Source organism: Nostoc sp. 'Peltigera membranacea cyanobiont' 210A (assembly GCF_002246015.1).
Classification (GTDB): Bacteria; Cyanobacteriota; Cyanobacteriia; order Cyanobacteriales; family Nostocaceae; genus Nostoc.
Genome location: NZ_NOLJ01000005.1, coordinates 21,459 through 40,690, shown reverse-complemented (window position 1 = coordinate 40,690; position 19,232 = coordinate 21,459). Strand labels below are relative to the sequence as shown.

15 protein-coding genes and 1 pseudogene are annotated in these 19,232 nt (G+C 40.9%); 11 read left to right on the top strand and 5 right to left on the bottom strand.

Translation table 11 applies throughout. From position 1 onward, the window contains the following. Positions 1-38 precede the first annotated feature (38 nt). A complete protein-coding gene (locus tag CDG76_RS16350; RefSeq protein WP_094350050.1) occupies positions 39-599 on the top strand; it encodes a Uma2 family endonuclease in 561 nt (186 codons plus the stop codon). A 265-nt stretch (positions 600-864) separates the two neighbouring features. Here CDG76_RS16350 and CDG76_RS39630 read toward each other — a convergent pair. After that, positions 865-951, bottom strand: a pseudogene (locus CDG76_RS39630) (DUF4351 domain-containing protein); the annotation flags it as partial. Between the two features lie 47 nt (positions 952-998). Between CDG76_RS39630 and CDG76_RS16345 the strand changes: the two are divergent. From CDG76_RS16345 to CDG76_RS16300, 9 genes are all read left to right on the top strand, one after another. Beyond that, positions 999-1,229 (top strand): hypothetical protein, encoded by a 231-nt coding sequence (locus tag CDG76_RS16345; RefSeq protein ID WP_143854105.1) that lies wholly within the window; start codon positions 999-1,001, stop codon positions 1,227-1,229. Positions 1,230-1,649: 420 nt separating this feature from the next. Continuing rightward, positions 1,650-5,135 carry an Eco57I restriction-modification methylase domain-containing protein gene (locus tag CDG76_RS16340; RefSeq protein ID WP_094350048.1) on the top strand — a complete coding sequence of 1,162 codons (3,486 nt, stop codon included), beginning with the start codon at positions 1,650-1,652 and terminating at the stop codon, positions 5,133-5,135. A gap of 585 nt (positions 5,136-5,720) precedes the next feature. Continuing rightward, positions 5,721-6,257, top strand: coding sequence for a GAF domain-containing protein (locus tag CDG76_RS16330; protein ID WP_094350046.1), 537 nt, complete (start codon positions 5,721-5,723; stop codon positions 6,255-6,257). A gap of 120 nt (positions 6,258-6,377) precedes the next feature. Then, positions 6,378-6,767 (top strand): VOC family protein, encoded by a 390-nt coding sequence (locus CDG76_RS16325; protein ID WP_094350045.1) that lies wholly within the window; start codon positions 6,378-6,380, stop codon positions 6,765-6,767. Positions 6,768-6,865: 98 nt separating this feature from the next. Continuing rightward, positions 6,866-7,198 (top strand): DUF433 domain-containing protein, encoded by a 333-nt coding sequence (locus CDG76_RS16320; protein ID WP_094350044.1) that lies wholly within the window; start codon positions 6,866-6,868, stop codon positions 7,196-7,198. A 6-nt stretch (positions 7,199-7,204) separates the two neighbouring features. Next, the gene (locus CDG76_RS16315) at positions 7,205-7,558 is read left to right on the top strand and encodes a DUF5615 family PIN-like protein (protein WP_094350043.1); all 354 of its coding nucleotides are present in this window, start codon (positions 7,205-7,207) and stop codon (positions 7,556-7,558) included. Positions 7,559-7,654: 96 nt separating this feature from the next. Continuing rightward, positions 7,655-8,833, top strand: a complete 1,179-nt coding sequence (locus tag CDG76_RS16310) for a class I SAM-dependent methyltransferase (RefSeq protein ID WP_094350042.1) — start codon at positions 7,655-7,657, stop codon at positions 8,831-8,833. A 424-nt stretch (positions 8,834-9,257) separates the two neighbouring features. Then, positions 9,258-10,136, top strand: a complete 879-nt coding sequence (locus CDG76_RS16305; protein ID WP_094350041.1) for an NAD(P)-dependent oxidoreductase — start codon at positions 9,258-9,260, stop codon at positions 10,134-10,136. Positions 10,137-10,689: 553 nt separating this feature from the next. Continuing rightward, positions 10,690-12,201 carry a hypothetical protein gene (locus CDG76_RS16300; RefSeq protein WP_094350040.1) on the top strand — a complete coding sequence of 504 codons (1,512 nt, stop codon included), beginning with the start codon at positions 10,690-10,692 and terminating at the stop codon, positions 12,199-12,201. Between the two features lie 342 nt (positions 12,202-12,543). Here the strand turns inward: CDG76_RS16300 and CDG76_RS16295 are convergent, their stop codons facing one another. Together CDG76_RS16295 and hslO are read right to left on the bottom strand one after the other, a co-directional pair. Continuing rightward, positions 12,544-14,625 carry a chromosome segregation ATPase gene (locus CDG76_RS16295; protein ID WP_094350039.1) on the bottom strand — a complete coding sequence of 694 codons (2,082 nt, stop codon included), beginning with the start codon at positions 14,623-14,625 and terminating at the stop codon, positions 12,544-12,546. 160 nt (positions 14,626-14,785) lie between these two features. After that, a complete protein-coding gene (gene hslO, locus CDG76_RS16290; protein ID WP_094350038.1) occupies positions 14,786-15,685 on the bottom strand; it encodes an Hsp33 family molecular chaperone HslO in 900 nt (299 codons plus the stop codon). Between the two features lie 140 nt (positions 15,686-15,825). On the opposite strand from hslO, the gene CDG76_RS16285 reads away from it, so the two are divergent. Continuing rightward, positions 15,826-16,212: a hypothetical protein gene (locus CDG76_RS16285; RefSeq protein WP_094350037.1), complete on the top strand. Its 387-nt coding sequence runs from the start codon at positions 15,826-15,828 to the stop codon at positions 16,210-16,212. A 305-nt stretch (positions 16,213-16,517) separates the two neighbouring features. On the opposite strand, the gene CDG76_RS16280 is transcribed toward CDG76_RS16285, so the two are convergent. Beyond that, on the bottom strand, positions 16,518-16,943 hold the full coding sequence (locus CDG76_RS16280) for a universal stress protein (protein ID WP_094350036.1): 426 nt from the start codon (positions 16,941-16,943) through the stop codon (positions 16,518-16,520). Between the two features lie 378 nt (positions 16,944-17,321). Continuing rightward, on the bottom strand, positions 17,322-18,623 hold the full coding sequence (gene hisD, locus CDG76_RS16275; RefSeq protein WP_094350035.1) for a histidinol dehydrogenase: 1,302 nt from the start codon (positions 18,621-18,623) through the stop codon (positions 17,322-17,324). Positions 18,624-19,232 lie beyond the last annotated feature (609 nt).

The following is a 19,232-nucleotide window of genomic DNA, read 5'->3' as shown; positions in this document are numbered from 1 at the left end:
TTTAAAGATATAATTAAAATATTTTATGAGGAATTTTTATGGTTATATTATCATCTAATCTTTCTTTAACAGAGTTTCTGCAATTACCAGAAACTAAACCAGCTAGTGAATATATTGATGCAAAAATCTACCAAAAACCAATGCCGCAGGGAAAACATAGCAGAATCCAAACTCGTTTATCAACCGAGATTAATCAGGTAAGCGAACCTGAGCAAAAAGCTTTAGCATTAACTGAATTACGCTGCACATTTGGAGGACGTTCTTTAGTTCCAGATATTGCTGTATTTGAGTGGTCACGGCTTATTGTTGATGAAGATGAGGAAATTGCCAATAAGTTTGAAACTTATCCAGATTGGATAATTGAAATTTTATCACCTGACCAATTTCCTAACCGGGTGATTGATAAAATTATTTTTTGCATTAATCATGGGACAAAATTAGGTTGGTTTATTGACTCTAATGATAAATCGGTGATGGTATTTCAACCTAATAAATTGCCAGAAGTAAAATATAATAATGATAAATTGACTGTTCTTGATGTATTAACAGATTGGCAAATTACGCCAGCAGATATATTTAGTTGGTTAAAGGTTAAATAATAAAAAAATTGTAGGTTAGGTGGAGGCTTTGCGTAACCCAACATCCTGATATTTGTTGGGTTGCGCTCCGCTCCACCCAACCTACTTCTCCTAACCAATACGTATTTTTCACCCCACCCTAACCCTCCCCTTATAAAGGGGAGGGAACCGGATTTTCTTGTTTCCCCCTTTATAAGGGGGGATTAAGGGGGGTAATAATTTGATTCAAATCACTACATACCACTTTTTAAACATCCTCTAAGGCTTTTGGTAAAATCATAACTCAATCAATAAATCGATAAAAGTTACAAATATCTTTTTCTTGCAATCCTAATTCATACAATCGGCGAATCAAGCTAAATTTCCAAGCTTTACTTTTACTCCTCAACTTACGCGTTACACCCAATGGCAATAGACGCGATGAATCGCCGTCTCTACAATAATCAGCCCTTTGTAGAGACGGCAATTTATCGCGTCTTTGTTATATTACGTAAAACACCGAAATTAGAAAGCAAACTGGGGTTTGAGAAAGTAAAAGCTCATTTTGCTTGCGGAAAACACCAAAATGAGAAAGCAAACTGGAGTTTGAATAAGTCAAAGCTTATTTTGCTTGCGGAAAACACTAAAATGAGAAAGCAAACTGGGGTTTGAGAAAGTAAAAGCTTATTTTGCTTGCGGAAAACACCAAAATGAGAAAGCAAAAGCTTCTTTTGAATAAGTAAAAGCTTATTTTGAGAAAGCATTTCAGTGTTTTGAGAAACTAAACAGACATTTTTATAAAGCAATTAGGCGTTTTGATAAAGTAATCAGCAAATATACTTGACAATAAAAAATCCCGGCTGCACAAATAAACCCAACGTTTAGAAAAATTGATAATTGTTCCGTATAATTTCTCAGCCTAATTAAATGTAAAGGATTTATAAAGTATAAAAAGCATGGTAAAAATTTAACTCTTATAAACAGGGTTTCTTAAAGTCCGCCAGCGCAGACTTAATTTTTAAAGCCACAGATTTATTTTCTGAATGGCAAATTTACCATGCTTGGTTTTTATTTTCCAAGCATGGTAACTTTATGTCACTCAATTTTCAACGAACACGCGATTTACTCTCTAAGTTCAAATTTAGTGATTTATTTATAGAAGAATTAGGTTGGTCTAAACCCTCAAGACAAAAACCTGAAACCTTAAAGATTGATAACAAAACCTATAAATACCAGAAGATTGCTGAACTTTCAGGGGTTGCAATCTTTGAAGTCACCGCAGCAGATGGAAACATACCAGAAGCTAAAGTGAGAGTTGCTATTCATCAAGAAGTTACTAAACTTATAAATGAAAATCTCCTAATTTTTATTACTGAAGAACGCACGCGTAGTCTTTGGTATTGGGTGAAACGAGAAGGAAGTAAAAGCTACGTTCGTGACCATTTATATGTAAAGGGTCAACCAGGAGACTTATTTTTAAGCAAGCTTGGTTCTTTAGTTATTGATATTACTGAATTAGAGCATGGGGAACCGACTGTTGTCGAAATTGCTTATAAACTACAACGCGGTTTTGATGTTGAGCCAGTAACTAAGAAGTTTTACAAGGAATTTCAAGAGCAACACCAGAAGTTTTTGCTCTTTGTTAAAGGAATTGATAATGACACAGATAGACGTTGGTATACATCGGTAGTTCTCAATCGCCTGATGTTTGTTTATTTTCTCCAGCGTAAGGGTTTTATTGATAATAAAGATTTAAATTATCTGCAAAATAAGCTTGAGCAAAGTAAACAAAAAGCTGAAAATCATTTTTATGGTGAATTTCTCAAGGCTTTGTTTTTTGAAAGCTTTGCTAAACCTGAGTTTGAACGCGATTTATCTGTACAAGAATTGGTAGGAAAGGTTAAATATCTGAATGGTGGATTATTTCTCAAGCATCATATTGAAGAGAAATATCAAATTTCTATAGTTGATGAGGCGTTTGAGCAAGTTCTAGATTTATTTGGGCGTTATTCTTGGAATTTGGATGATACGCCGGAAGGAAAAGACGATGAGATAAATCCTGATGTCTTGGGTTATATTTTCGAGAAATATATTAATCAAAAAGCTTTTGGAGCGTATTATACTAGACCGCAGATTACAGAATATCTTTGTGATAGAACTATCCACAAGTTAATTGTAGACCGCGTGAATGATGCGCTGTCTGATAAGTATAAGCCATTTGAAGATATTAACGAACTTCTTATCAAACTGGATACAAATGTTTGTCGTCTACTAATGGATGATATTCTTCCTAATTTATCAATTCTTGACCCAGCTTGCGGTTCTGGTGCTTTTCTTGTGGCGGCGATGAAAACGCTCATCCAAGTTTATAGTGCGGTGTTCGGGACAATTAAATTGATGGATGATGGGATTCTCAAAACTAAGCTTGAAGATATAGAAAATTCCCATCCATCACTACCTTATTTTATCAAAAAGCGGATTGTTTCTGATAACCTCTATGGTATAGATATCATGGAGGAAGCAACGGAAATTGCTAAACTGCGTCTTTTCTTAGCGTTGGTTTCTTCTGCTAACGATGTGGAAGAGTTAGAGCCTTTGCCTAATATTGATTTTAATATTATGGCGGGTAATTCACTGATTGGTTTAATTAAAGTTGATGATACTGCTTTTGATGCGGTGGGAAATTCACTACAAGGAAATCTATTACAGTCTTTAGCCGCAGATAATTATAAGAAGATTTTAGAAGATAAAAATGAATATGTAAAATCATATAAACAACACGCTTTTATTCTTGGAAAAGAACAACTTAGTGGTGGGATAGATGGAAGCTTTCAAAAAACTCGCTTAGAGATGTTACGGACTCCAATTGATCAACTTAACAGGAAATCGCAAGAAAAGTTAAATCTTTTGCTGTTGGATGAGTTTAGTAAGCGTTTGGGTATCAAGTATGAAGAGGTTCAGTTAACTGGAAAATCACAGAAGCGGGTTTTGAAGGTTGAGGATATTGCAGCTTTGAAGCCGTTTCACTGGGGTTATCATTTTGACAAGGTTTTAGAACACGGTGGTTTTGATGCAATTATCACTAATCCGCCGTGGGAGATATTTAAGCCACAGGCGAAAGAGTTCTTTGCACAGCATAATGAACTGGTGACGAAGAACAAGATGGATATTAAGGATTTTGAGAAAGAACAGAATAAACTCTTACAAAATCCCATAATTGCCAGTGCTTGGTTAGAATATCAAAGTCAGTATCCTTATGTCAGCGCTTATTATCGTTCATCTGAACAGTATAAAAATCAGATTTCTGTTGTGAATGGTAAAAAAGCAGGTACGGATATTAATCTCTATAAGCTGTTTACAGAACAGTGTTTTAATCTTCTGCGTTCAGGCGGTGAGTGCGGAATTGTAATTCCTAGTGGGATTTATACGGATTTGGGGACTAAGCAATTGCGGGAGATGTTGTTTAGTCAAACTAAAGTTACTGGTTTATTCTGTCTTGAGAATCGTAAGGAAATCTTTGAAGGAGTTCATCGCAGTTTTAAAATAGTTGTCCTTACTTTTGTTAAAAATAGTACAACAACTGAGTTTCCATCTGCTTTTATGCGTTTGGATGTGCAGGAACTTCAAACTTTTCCTAGTGATAATAGCTTGCAGATTAATGTAGACATGATACGTAAACTCTCGCCTGATTCCCTATCTGTAATGGAGTTTAAGAATGAAGTAGATATCCGCATAGCTGACAAAATGCTTAAGTTCCCTTTACTAGGTGAAAAGATTGAAGGTAAGTGGAATTTGCGCTTAACCCGTGAATTTGACATGACGAATGATAGTCATTTATTTAAACAACAGCCTGTTAAAGAAAGATTACCACTTTATGAAGGCAAGATGATTCATCAGTTCACTCATCTATATGCTGAACCAAAATATTGGGTGGATGAACAAGAAGGCAGGAAAGCTTTATTGGGACGGAATGAAAGCGATACAGGTCAATATTTAGATTATCAAAGCTACCGCTTAGGGTTTAGAGCTATAGCTAGGAATACTGATGCTAGAACACTTATTATAGGAGCAATACCAAAAAATGTATTTTGTGGTAATTCAATTTTAGTTATTTCTGGAATGACTATGATATCAAGTTCTGAAATAGTTTTTGCTCAAGCTATTTTAAATTCATTTACACTTGATTTATATGCTCGGCAAATGGTATCTGCCAATATAAATATGTTTTACATTTACCAACTACCCGTACCACGTTTAACAAAAAACGATCGCAACTTCAACGATATTGTACAACGCGCCGCCAAACTCATCTGCACCACACCAGAATTTGACGAACTCGCGCAAGAAGTCGGTTTAGGTTCCCATCAACAAGGCGTTACCGACGAAGCAGAACGCGCTAAACTTCGCGCAGAACTCGATGGAATGGTAGCACATCTTTACGGCTTAACTGAAGATGAATTTAGCTACATCCTCACTACCTTTCCGATTGTTAATGCAACCGTTAAAGAAGCAGCATTGTCAGCTTATCGTAACTTTGCCCCAATGTTTGGAAACTCAAAAATAATCTCTTGTTCTTAAAGGATGTTTTAAAAGTTGCAAAGTATACTAAAAACCCCTCTCCAAACCTCTCCCCGAAACGGAGAGAGGCTTTGAAACCCCCATTCCCTTGTAGGGAAGGGGGGCTAGGGGGGTTAGGTTTCCGAGGCTTAGATGTTAGCAATAATACTTTTTAAACAACCTCTCAAAGGATGTTTGAAAATGACTTGATTACATTATAGTTTTTAAGTATATTTATTACTTCAATTTATATAGCAATCCGTGTAGGAGTTACGAACAAAAAGATCCCCGACTTCTTCAAGAAGTCGGGGATCTAAGCCTATCGGTGGAGGGCAAATCAAATAAGATTGCTATATAAAACCGATCATATTATTTGTAAGTTACCAAAATTCTTAACTTTAAATTTATAATTGGGAATTTTCTTTGCTGCAAATTAGAAATTATAATTTCTTAAGATTCTATTGAAAATTCCCCGTAGAAGTTAAATAGTATTATATGTTTCGTTAAAATGAAATTGCTGCTATAAATACAAAAATGTATTTAAATAAGGTGTAATAAATTACTATATAAATCCGGCAGCATTTACCTAGTCGTAATTTTAGAACCGTGCAAATTCATCCTGACTCCAAATTTAACCAAAACCGCGATCGCCGCGAACAGGGGTTGCAAAATTTGCTCGATCGCCTTGTCAGGTCAATAGAGCAAAATGAGTTAGTCCGGCAAACAACAAATCAACTCAGAGAATCGCTTCAGGTTGATCGGGTGGTGTTGTATTATTTTTACGGGCAGTGGGAAGGACAGGTGACTTTTGAATCTTTGAGTTCTCAAGAATTCTCAATACTGGGTTCCACTGGCCCAGATGATTGTTTTAACAACGAGTATGCTGCTTTATACTTAGCAGGACGGGTAAAAGCGATCGCTGATATTGAATTAGAGCCAATCGAGGCTTGTCACCGAGACTTTCTCCGCAGTATGCAGGTTCGCGCCAACTTGGTTGCACCAATTGTCATCCCTAGAGGATTATGGGGATTACTAGTAGCACACCACTGTCAAGGGCCTCATGATTGGTCGCCATCAGATATAGAAATGATGCAAATAGGGGCGCAAACCCTAGCAACAGATCGTAATATTCTGGAGAGCTAAAATAATTCGTAATTCGTAATTCGTAGTTAAAAGGGCGGTTAGAAACCGCGTTTACACAAGGCTTTACCCACCTCCGTGGGTTTCAAACCCTCAATTTTTTCTAGATAAGGAGAAAGAATTATGAAATTTGGTTACACGGTCATCTGGGTAGACGATGTAGTTAAAACCGTTGAGTTTTACGAAAAAGCCTTTGGTCTAGTTCGCCGTACTCTCGTGGATAAGGGACAATCTATCTGGGCGGAAATCGAAACCGGAAACACCACACTAGCTTTCTCCTCTAGTAGCGAAGCACAGAAGTTATTTCCTGGTGGTTGCCATCCCAACGACGCTACACAACCACCGACATTAATCCAAATATCATTTATTACTCCTGATGTTGGTAGCGCTTACATGAGAGCGATCGGGGCTGGTGCAAAAACACTAGATGCCCCTAAAAGCCAGCCTGGGGGACAAATGATTGCTCGTGTCCGCGATCCCAATGGTGTGCTAGTGTCGTTGGTGAGTGCCTAAGTAGCAAATTGCCTTTTAGGAGATGTCTTGATCTAGATGGGTGCTTCTAAATTTGGCTTATACTGGCCATAGGAAAACAGTACTGCCTAGATATTAAAATGCTACTTATTCCTACTGTTACCCCGATTCCCCTTGTAACTGATGCAAATGGCGTTGTTAGGATTAGCAAAACCCGCATCACTTTAGATACAGTGGTTACAGCTTTTCTTGAAGGGTCTACAGCAGAAGAGATCAGAGAACAGTACCCATCGCTTCATCTTTGGGATATCTATTTGGTGATTGGTTATTACTTACAACACCAATCCGAAGTTGATACCTACCTTCTAGAGCGTCAAAGACTTGCCACGAAAGTTCAGCAGGAAGCTGAAAAGCGTTTTAACCCTATTGGAGTGCGCGATCGCCTTTTAGCAAGACGAAACCCACAAGGGTAAATTACGATGCTGCGTTTCTTGGTTGACGAGAACTTTAACAATCAGATTATCCGTGGTATTCTGCGTCGTAACAGTAATGTTGATATTGTCCGCGTTCAGGATGTTGGATTAACTGAAGCAGACGACCCAACTGTATTAGAATGGGCAGCGCAAAACAGACGTGTGGTGCTAACTCATGATGTCGCGACGATGACAACTTTTGCTTATGAACGATTAGAAGCAGGCTTGGCAATGCCTGGGTTATTTGAGATCAGTCGTCGTGTTTCAGTTGGTTTAGCGATCGAGGAAATTTTGTTGCTAGATGAATGTAGCTTAGAAGGAGAATGGGAGGGACAAGTCCGGTTCTTGCCTTTGCGTTAACGATTGGAGGCGATTAATTTGACTGACGTTAGCGTAGCCTGTCGTCGTTGATAAGCATTCGTTTTTTGTAGTCCCCAATCTAAAATCTGAAATTTTATGGATTCCAATGCTTTGCTGTGTGCAGCGATCGCCAATCACATTACCACTAATCCTCAACAACGAATTACTTTTGCCCAATTCATGGACATGGCATTATACCACCCTGAATACGGTTACTATTCCAGCGATGCAGTCAAAATAGGCTTTAAAGATAGTGATTTTTTTACCTCTCCCAACCTTTGTTCTGACTTTGGTGAGTTACTCGCAGAACAATTTTTGCAAATGTGGGAGATTTTAGGAAAACCTGTACCCTTTTCTTTGGTAGAAATGGGAGCAGGTCAAGGATTGCTAGCTTTGCATATCCTTAAATATCATCAGCTACACTACCCAGATTTTTTTACGGCGCTAGAGTACATCATTGTTGAAAAGTCTCCAACTTTAAGACAAGAACAGCAGCAACGCTTGCAAGATTTCCCTGTGCGTTGGTGTAATTTAGAGGAGATACCACCAAATGCGATCGCAGGTTGCTTTTTCTCTAACGAGTTAGTAGATGCGTTCCCCGTGCATCAATTCATCCTAGAAACGGGAGAACTCCGAGAAATTTATGTAACCACAGATAGTAATGAGAAAGAAACCTGCTCATCATTTGTGGAAGTCACAGGGGAACCTTCAACGCCCCAACTAGCTGAATATTTAGACTTAGTGGAAATGAACTTTACCCAAAGTGCATATCCCGATGGCTACCGTAGTGAAATTAATTTAGCTGCTTTAGACTGGTTGAGTATAGTAGCAGACCGCTTGCAGCGCGGCTATGTGTTAACAATTGATTATGGCTACCCCGCCAGCCGTTACTACAATCCCAGGCGATCGCAAGGAACGTTACAGTGCTATTATCACCACCGCTTCCATGACAATCCTTATATTAATATTGGGCGACAAGATATAACTGCCCATGTTGACTTTACAGCTTTGGAACGCTGGGGCCAGAAGTGTAATTTAAAGAATGTTGGTTTTATCCAGCAGGGATTATTTTTGATGGCATTGGGGTTAGGCGATCGTATTGCAGCCCTTTCCGAGCAAAAGCAACCTCTCTCGCAGTTACTACAGCATCGGGACGCACTACACCAACTTCTAGATCCCACAGGACTCGGCGGCTTTGGAGTCTTAATTCAGAGCAAAGGTCTGGACAAGACAGAAATCTCTCAACCATTAAAAGGATTGATCCTGCCAGAGTAAGCGTAAAGTTGAAAAGTTAAAACTCTATTTAAGAATGCAGTATCAGTCTTATTTGGACTAGCATAACAGTGATTACAGTAAAGTTAAACACACTACCAAAGTAATAATTATGTCCACTCATGACCTATTAATGCTAGTAACACTACTTACCCCTGGTATATTACTTTCAGTGATAATTATGTTAACTTTTGCTGCTGGTGGTTGATTGCCAGAGTTAGGAAGTAAGAAAACTGGGATTTAGGACTGTATTTTAAATTTCAAATAACTACTTCCCAACTAAATTTGAATCAAACAATGCGCTGTTCGCGATAGGCTATAACGCTCAATGACTCGCTCTAAGCGTTGGCGTAGCCTCTCTAAGAGTTGCTATGTCAAAAGCTTTACGCAACGCTTACGGTGATGCTGTACTAAAGGAACGTAAAAAATGAAGGTGGCATTTCTGGGAATTGGACTGATGGGACTACCAATGGCTCAAAGGTTATTAGCCGCAGATATACAGCTCGTTGTCTACAATCGTACCCCAGAAAAATTAGCACCACTACAAGCAGCTGGGGCTGAAATTGCTACACATCCCCGCCACGCCATTCGTGCTGCTGAGTGTGTAATTCTCATGCTGACTAATGCCCCAGCCATTTATAATGTGTTGCTTTCAGATACTGCTTGGCAAACTTTGAAAGGGCGCACAATCATCCAAATGGGAACAATTACGCCGACAGAAAGCCAGGAAATTAGAGATGCAGTTGTTGGGGGTGGTGGTGAGTATTTAGAAGCGCCCGTATTAGGGGGTATCCCAGAAGCAAAAGCTGGCAAATTGAGTGTTATGGTAGGGGCCGAGCCAGAACAATACGAACATCACTTGAAATTACTCCAAAATTTTGGGACAGAACCTTTACTTATCGGGCCAGTGGGATCTGCGGCGGCGCTTAAATTGGCACTAAATCAACTAATAGCTTCTCTAACAACTAGCTTTGCTCTGAGTCTAGCTTTTGTCCAGCGTCAAGGTGTAGATGTAGATGTGTTTATGCAAATCTTGCGCGATAGTCCCTTCTACGCACCTATCTTTGACAAAAAGCTACAACTGATGTTAGATGGCAATTATGCCGATCCCAATTTCCCTACAAAATACTTACTCAAAGATACGGAATTATTTATCTCGGAAGCAAAATCTCAAAGTTTGGATCTCAGCAGTATTAAAGGAGTGCGGCAAATCTTGCAAACAGCCGTAAAAATGTCATTTGCTGATGATGATTACTCATCACTATTTTCAGTCATTAAGGAATGGGGAGAAGCGATCGGCGAATAAAGACTTTAAGCTCATCTCACGCCTGAAGTCAGTGGGGAGCTGGGCGCTAACTAACACTGGGTTTCCTGACTTGTACCCCTGTCCAGAAGCAAGCTACGCGCATCATCTTCCTTTTAAAGAAGGAACTGTTGTTAGTTTCGCCGACTTATTCTCACGTCAAGTGGCGTTTGACGAACAAAGCCCAACAAATACCTTGGTCATGTTGCAATACGCTTGAGTTAAGGCTAAAAACTAAAACTGGTGTAGTAACGCGGCAAGCTTAATTTATTGGGTTGAGTAATTCTCTTAATCATTGGATTTTGGTTTTGTTCCTAAACCCAACATTGGGTTTAGGAACAAAACCTAACACGATCAAGACTTTGTTGGGCTTCGCTAACACTCAAGACAGTAAGTGCAATTTTTCTTAACCTAAACGCATCGCCTGATACGCTCCTCGAAAAATATAAATTAAAACTTTTTAAAATTAAAATATAGTCAAATTCCGAATATACTTTTGGGATTAAGACTTTTGTCTTAGTATTTACACGCAATTAAATAATTTAAAAGGTATTAAATGAGGCTTTTTACAATTGGCGACAGTGTTTCTCAAGGCTTTATGTCTTTGGCAGCAGCCCGGACAGACCTTTGTTTTTCAACTTTGATTGCTAGGTCAATGGGGCAAACAGTTGGTACTCAATATCTCTATCCTGAATGGTTAGTGGGCGGACTACCAGCCAATATTGAGAAGATTCTACGGCGTTTGGAAAAAAAATATGGCTCAGATATCAACGCCCTAGATTGGCTGACCATATTGCCAACTCTTGAGAGTGTACTTGATGAAACTGAAGATTTCTTTGAACGGGGAGCAGGTAGTGCTGAACACTCTTATCCAGGAGGAATTGAATTCTTCCACAATGTAGCAATTCAGGGCTTTGATATTGCTGATTCTTGGATGATAACACCCAACATTTGCAAGTATCAAATTAAACTTAGTAACGACAAAGGAGATGGCAAGCCTGGTTTCTTGACTCTGCCCAATGCTGCCTTCTATCGAATTGCACTTAAAGTTCTCAACCCATCTTTAAATCCTCTTTTTAATGACTATAGCCAACTTGATTGGTTGAAGCATCATGCAACCGCTCCAGGGGGAGTTGAGAATTTAATTCTCTGGTTAGGAGCAAACAATGCACTTGGAACTGTGATCGGTTTAGAAATTAATCAAACTCCCAACGATCCAAATCAGACTCTTAACAACCCAAGCCAAGATCCCAAATCATTCCGTGAGGTAAGAGAACAATGGAACCTGTGGCATCCCAAAGATTTCGAGGCTGAATACCGAGAATTGCTCAATCGGGTTGATGGAATCATGCAAAACAACACCAACCCTAATTGGAATGTCTTCATTGGGACAGTACCGCTTGTAACTATTGCGCCATTGGCAAAAGGCGTAGGTTCAACTACTGAAATTGATGTGCCGGGAGAGGATAAACCTTCAATTTACTACAAATACTACACTTATTTCCCCTTTGAAGAGGATACGGTTAGAGAGACCGGAACCTTATATCTGACGCTACAAGATGCCCTCTACATAGATGACTGTATTCGCACATACAATGAAATAATCAAAGAACTGGTCAAGACTAAGAACAGTCAGCATTCGCAACCACGCTATCACATAGTCGATCTTGCCAATGCTTTACAACAAATTGCCTTCAAGCGAAATGCTGGACAAGTGCAGTATGAATTCCCAGAAGAATTCAAGTTTGCCTATCCCCAGGTCAATACAAAATACTACCATGCAGACACAACTGGACGACTACGGCAAGGTGGACTATTTAGTTTAGATGGGATTCATCCATCTGCCATTGGTCAAGGGTTAATTGCTTATGAATTCCTCAAAAAGATGAAAGATGTTGGAGTTGTTAATAATACCCAACTAGATTGGAAGTCGATCTTTTCTAGCGATCAACTTTATTCCCAACCTATTACTTTGATGCATGAATTTTACGACAATAAAGAATTTGCTGAAACCATCATCAAGCTATTTGGCAGAAATCCGCTTGGCAGAAATCCAGTTAAGAATTGAAGACTTAATCCTAGATTGTCTCTGGTTATAGCTTCGTGCTTATTTGAGTAAGAAAATTTAAAGTCTTAAAGGATGTTTGAAAAGTATTTTTGTAACATCTAAGCCTCGAAAACCCAACTCTTCCTCACCTCCATTCCCTACAAGAGAATGGAGTTTTAAACCCTCTTGACCTTTCGGGGAGAGGCTGGGAGAGAGATTTTGAGTATATGTACTTTACAACTTTTCAAACAACCTCTTACTGAGGATAAAGATTAGTAATACTGCTCACTATCGACGATTTTGAGATGCTTAGTGAGTAGACAGACTGTGGTCTATTGACTCGAAAATTGCTCTAATAGACGATCACTGACCATTAATAGTAGTTGAGCGGGGAAATGGTAGAGATTCAGGCACAGACGAAGGCTGAGGTTGAGGTTCAGGTTGAGGATTGAGAAAATCTTGCCAAGCCTTAATTTGCTCTTGCGCTGCACTGTAAGCAGCACTACCGCGTGGAACCGATTTGGCAATGTCAATGCCTCTAGCAATATCAGACTGACCTTGAGTGCGTGCTATTTCTAACAATTGCTGACTCCATTGGTCAATAGCCTGATTTACATCCATACGTAAGATGCTATTGTTTGAAACTCGATCCGCCAGTCGTATTGCCTCAACCAAGGCTTCTGGAGTGCCAGCCGCACCCACTTCCTGAGCTTTTTTCCAGTTTTCTCTAGTGCGGATTTGCCCTTCCCAGTCATTTATCGCAGTTTGTGCTTCTTGTGAAAGCGCCCTTCCCGATGAAGCAATTTGTTGAGCTGTGCTAATGGCGGCGGTGAGATTGCCACTTTGGGCCAGTTCTTGTGCTTGATCTAAGTAAGGTTGGTCTTGAATTCGCTCAATCTTTCCTACCCAAGTACGAATTTTTTTCCGTGCTTCTGGATATAATGCGCGACCTCTACGAATTTCGCTGGCTTGAGCGATCGCAGCTTGCAAGGAGTTAATATCCTCGAATATTGCTATCTGTTCGGCACGGTCTAAGTAAGGTTGGTCTTCAATTGTCTCCACTTGGGCATTCCAGCGACCTATCTCTTGCCTTGCTTCTACGCCTCTAGGGTTACTAGCAGGAATAAGCTGTACTTGGGCGATCGCTGCTGTTAAATTCGGGACTGTCCCCTGGCTAGCCAATATTCTTGCTTTTTCCAAATGGGCAACATCTTCAATTTCCAACTGCCAACGAGCAATTAGTTGCTGTGCTTCGTTATACACTGGTCTAGAAGGATCGATTTGTTGTGCTTGAGCGATCGCTGCCTCTAAACCAGAAACATTACCGATCCAAGCACTCCTTTTGGCGTCAGCTATGGCAATAAAGTCATCAGTTTCGCCTTGTAATTTCGTACTTTCCGGTATTTGCCTAGCAATATTCAGCGCTTCATCCGCATCCTTTTTATCTAGTTTTGCCTGTGCCAATTCCAGCATTTTGCGTCCAAATGCCGGAACCGCTTCCTGAGCTTTTTGGTAAAGGTAACTTTCCTGCCCAATGGACTCGGCTAACTTGATCGCTTCTAGGATATTATCGACTACTTTGCTGTTTGCTAAACTTTCGGCTTTTCCTAACTTATCGCCATCTTCCCGTGCTGTGGCAATTAGACGATTCAATTGGTCGTATTTAGTACCCGCCCAATATTGATTGTCTACGCGCAGCATTTTAGCGGATAACATGAACGCCGATTGCCAGCGCCGTTCCTTTACTTCGGCGATCGCACCGTTGTATGTGGCTTCAGCCTTCGACCAAATTGACTGCCATTTGTCAACTTGTTCATCGACTAATTTATAAGCTGCTACATCTTCGGGTATCTTACGAGCAGTAGCGATCGCTTCCTCTAAACTTCCGGTTTGGAAACTTTGATCGGCTAGCTTCAAAATATCCCGCGACCATTCTTCGATGAAACGATCGATTTCTCCATGCAACGGGTGATTTTGTGGTAGTTGCTTCACCAGAGCGATCGCTTGCAATAGGTCGTTCACTGTTTGCTTAGAAGCCGCTAACTGAGCGCAATGTAGCCGCACAGAAGCACTAGCTAGCGGCCAGAAAATCGATGGGCAATTAGGAGCAGTTGGCAACTTTAGCAGCATTGCCATTGCCAAGAATCCTACACTGCCGGGAATCAACATTAGTAGTACTAGCCACAATGTCCAGCTTTTCATCCAGCGTGGCCATTTCCTAGAAGTACTACTGAGTTGGGCAGTTTCTTGTGAATGACTATTTATAGATGATCCTTTCGTATGGTTTTTTTTTCGCCGCTTCACTGACTTGGAGTTAGAACCAGTAGCTGGGACATCAAATGGCTGAGTTTCACCGAATTGTTCTGTTCGGGATAATCTTTTGTTTTGATCTGGCTCTCTTCCACTGGCTGAAGACCAACTGTCTGGAATATCCCGCTCTGTCATCTCTCACACCAAAATAATTGAATAGCGCTCTGTTTTAGATTGATAATTCCATTGTTGACATAGTAACTTTCTCATCATTAAAAAGCTACTTTTTTGATTATCTCTCTCCCCAGAGTACCATTATCAATCTCAAAAATCAGTGCTATTTTATACTGTATCCTCAAACAGCAGATTCGGCTTGCAAATCGGAAATTAGTTGAGCTAACTGATCGCTACTTGCCTGGTAGACGTTGCCGCAAAAGTCGCAAGTTGCTTCAGCACCATCATCTTTAAGAATCATATCTTGCAGTTCAGCTTCTCCCAAAATCTTCAGTGCCCCCAAAACGCGATCGAAAGAGCAACCACAGTGGAAGCGCAACATTTGGCGTTCGGAAAAGATTTCCAACCCCATATCTCCCAATAAGTCACCAAAGATTTCAGGTAAGGTCTTCCCAGCTTGTAATAACGGCGTAAATCCTGCTAGACCAGCAACCCGTGATTCCAACGTTTCTACTAAGGCTTCGTCTCTGGCGGCTTTGGGTAATATTTGTATCAGTAATCCACCCGCAGCAGTTACTCCGGTTGCTCCCACAAACACACCTAAAACTAAAGCCGAAGGTGTTTGTTCGGAATTCACGAGATAATGAGCGACATCATCACCAATTTCGCCAGAAACTAGTTCTACCGTACTAGAGTAAGGATAACCATAACCTATATCCCGCACAACGTAGAGGTAGCCGCCACCCACAGCACCACCAACATCTAATTTCCCCTTGGCATTGGGAGGCAATTCTACAGATGGATTCCCAACATATCCGCGTACCGTACCATCTAAGCCTGCATCTACTAATATGCCACCCAAAGGCCCATCGCCCTTCACCCGAACATTCACCCTCGATCCAGTTCGCTTCATACTAGAAGCCATTAACAAACCCGCCGTCATAGTCCGACCCAGTGCTGCCGTTGCCACATAAGAAAGCTTGTGACGCTGCCGTGCTTCTTCTGTTAAACGTGTGGCGATCGCACCTACGGCACGAATTCCACCTTCGGCTGCTGTTGCACGAATTAACTGATCCGCCATGAATAACCTTACATTTCTTAACAAGTTCACTTTTTCTATTCTAAGTTCTCTGCTGCGAGAAAAGTCACCTAGTCATAATCAGTGATTGTATTTGCAATATTAGAAATAGCGATGTCTTATCTTTAGGTAATCCGAGAAAAATGCTGGGTAATTTTCAACAAAGCCAACTGCGGATCGAAATCGAAGCATCAACAGATGCAATTCGTGACAGTCTTCTGCATCCCGTGCAACTAAAAAAATGGCTTTTAGGGCAACGTTTTGCCCCAGGTATGCCAGAAGAACTGCTTCCTGGATTCCAGTTTACAACCTGGACTGGGCCAGTCGCGATTCATCATCAAGTAAACGTTGTCAAATCCAATTGTCTCCGCTTAGTACTCAGCGGAGGCATTGATGGGTTCCACGAATGGTACTGGGGAGAAGGTTGGGTACAGTCCCGCTTGGAAGGAATTTCAATTTTGCCCTTGAATTTGGGTCAAACACTCAGCTTGTTGAGCTTGCGTCAGTTTTTAGCAACTCAAGAACGTTGAATGGACTGAAGTAGAAAGGGGATTTTCCTTGTCTCTATGGCTAGCCCTTTCAAGGTAACTCGAAAAATCTCTTTTTCTCTCTGCGCCACGGACACTTTGCTCAAGTAGGGAAACCCACTCACGCAAGTGTCCTCCTCTGTGCCTCTGCGGTTTAAAAGTAATTTATCTAACCACTCCAGACGCAGAGAACACAGAATTGGATGGGTTAAAATTCTTAAACCCTAATGCACAATGTTGACCACTTTCTAGACTTATGGAAATTTAGTCTTGGGCTGGTTATAGCCATTGGTTCCCATTGCAAATCTTTACCTTGGTTTTACGACCAACACTGAACAATTAGCCTCTTCTACAACTTGACTGCTAACAGAACCCTGAACAATTCGTTTCATCCCCATCAACCCCCGACTGCCAATTATAATCAAGTCAGTTTTATAAATATTGGCAAGACGAATAATCTCTTCAGCGGGATCGCCAGTTACTAACTCTAACTCACTTCTGACTGATAAGTTTTCCTGATATAATTGCAGTTGTTTTTCAATATGAAAATAAGAAAACGTTGGGGACTCTGGCTGAGGGCGATCAGCAGGTAGTTCCATTTCTGACTCTGGTGTGAGAAACACATGACAGAGAATAACCTTGGCGTCTTTTGAAAACACCAAATTATCTAAAGCTTGAATTACTCGTTCTGAAATATCCGAACCGTCCAGAGCTACCAAAACACTATTTAGCACTGCTCTCGTCTCCTAAAGAGTAGACCCCTTACATACATAAGTATCTAGCAAAATTAGTCGGCAGTGACACTAAACTAATTTTTTATCTGACAACTTAGTTTATAGATTTAAAGCCACGCCATAGGTCAGTGAGCTTTACGACACTTTAATAAGAACGGGTTATAGCAACTTTTCTGGAGAAGCTTTTCATAAGTTTATAGGAGAGGAAAAGCCTATCCTATAAACTACTGTCTATTGGCAATGCCCGACTTGTGGACGCTTAAAGCGTGACTCAAGCCAGTCTCGATGAAACGAGTTTCACAGCCACGCATGAAAATGTTCTAGAGACTGGGATTTTTACTCAGCACTGGCTTATCAGAAAAAATTAAGCATTCCAAATCACTCTTCTTGCTGAATTCGGCGTCGGACTGAATCAGCATGGGAAGGTAAACCTTCTGCTGTTGCTAGCACATCAATAGCACCAGCCACATTTTGCAGTGCGGTTTGGGAGTATTGAATAATACTAGAGTGTTTAAGGAAAGTTTCAACACCCAATGCTGAGGCATAGCGGGCAGCACCAGAAGTTGGCAAAGTATGATTAGGACCTGCCAAATAGTCTCCTACAGCTTCTGGTGTTGAGTAACCCAAAAAAATTGCCCCAGCATGACGAATCTGTGGTAGGAGTGCCCAAGGGTCTTTGATTTCTAATTCCAGATGTTCGGGGGCAAATTCATTCGAGAGTTCTGCTGCTGCTTCGAGCGATTCCACAACGATAATTAAACCGTAGTGAGCGATCGCTTTTTCTGTGTCTATTCGCCGTGGATGATCTACTAGCTGTCTTTCCAAGGCTAATTGCACGTTTTTCGCCAAAGCAGCATCAGTCGTCAACAAAATTGCTGCCGCCATTGGATCGTGTTCGGCTTGGGCCAGCAAGTCAGCAGCGACATGCACCGGATTTGCTGTTTCATCGGCAATCACCAGCACTTCGCTGGGGCCTGCCAAAGAATCAATACCGACGGTTCCGTAGACAAGTTTTTTCGCTAGGGTGACATAAATGTTACCAGGGCCAGTAATCACATTCACTTTCGGAATTGTTTCTGTGCCATAAGCTAAAGCGGCGATCGCTTGTGCGCCCCCAATGCGATAAATTTCTTGCACCCCTGCTTCTTGGGCAGCTACCAAGACTGCTGGGTTAATAGCACCCCCTGGTCCTGGTGGTGTTACCATCACCACGTGCGGTACAGCAGCAACATGAGCCGGAATTGCATTCATTAGCACTGTACTGGGATAGGCGGCACGGCCACCAGGCACATACAACCCTGCTCGGTCTACAGGGGTGTAGCGTTTGCCCAGTACTACTTCATCGTCACCAAAGTGTACCCAGCTTTTTGGTACTCGCTGACGATGAAACGCTTCAATTTGGCGGCAAGCTAGCCGAACTGCACTCAACAACTCTTTTGATACCTGTTGATAGGCTGCATCCAGTTCCGAGCCTGTAACTCGGAGTTCTTCTGCTTTCAGGGTTTGTTTGTCAAATTCGTCCGTGTAATGCAATACAGCTTTGTCGCCTTGGCGCTTCACTGCTTGCAAAATTTCCCGCACCGTTGCTTCTTTGTGAAGTACCTGTTCGTCATGGGTGCGATCGCAGATCCGTTGTAGTTCTGCTCTAACGTCTGCCTGCTGAGTAATAATTCGCAGCATGGAGTAAGGACAATGCCAAAATTATAATATTGCCACCTGAGATTTAGTATTGCTCTTGACCCACTAGGGTGTGCAAGCTGACTCTAATTCTCTTCTCTAGCTTAACCTGGATTTTTTTGATACTCTCAAGGCTACCAGCGTATAGTTTGCTTGAGAAGGCGACTTAATTGCTCAATCCGACAAGCCTTGAATGGCTACCGACAGGAAGCAGGTGTGCCATTTCCCGCTACCCTTACACCCTTTCCCTCAATTCTTATGGGGTGTAGATGGTGTGTTTACACATCCAGTCCCCTGAATTTACAGGGGGTAGGGTCTGAGTATAATTTTTACCTAATTTCCCTAACTTTTAGTAGTTAATGTGTGTACAGGCACGATATATCGGTTCTATACTTGAGAATCCCTGAAATTTAGCTCTTTACAGTTTCTGCCTCTAAACAATACATCTGGTTTACGGACAAATTATATTTATTGGCAATCACATTGCTTAATCAGGTTGTGATGAGTTAGGGTGACAGTTATTTAGAAGATGTACTTTATTTTAACGCATTTCCTCAATTGACGAAATACTGAATTGGCGAGTAAAGAATATAGAAATAATACTAATATTGA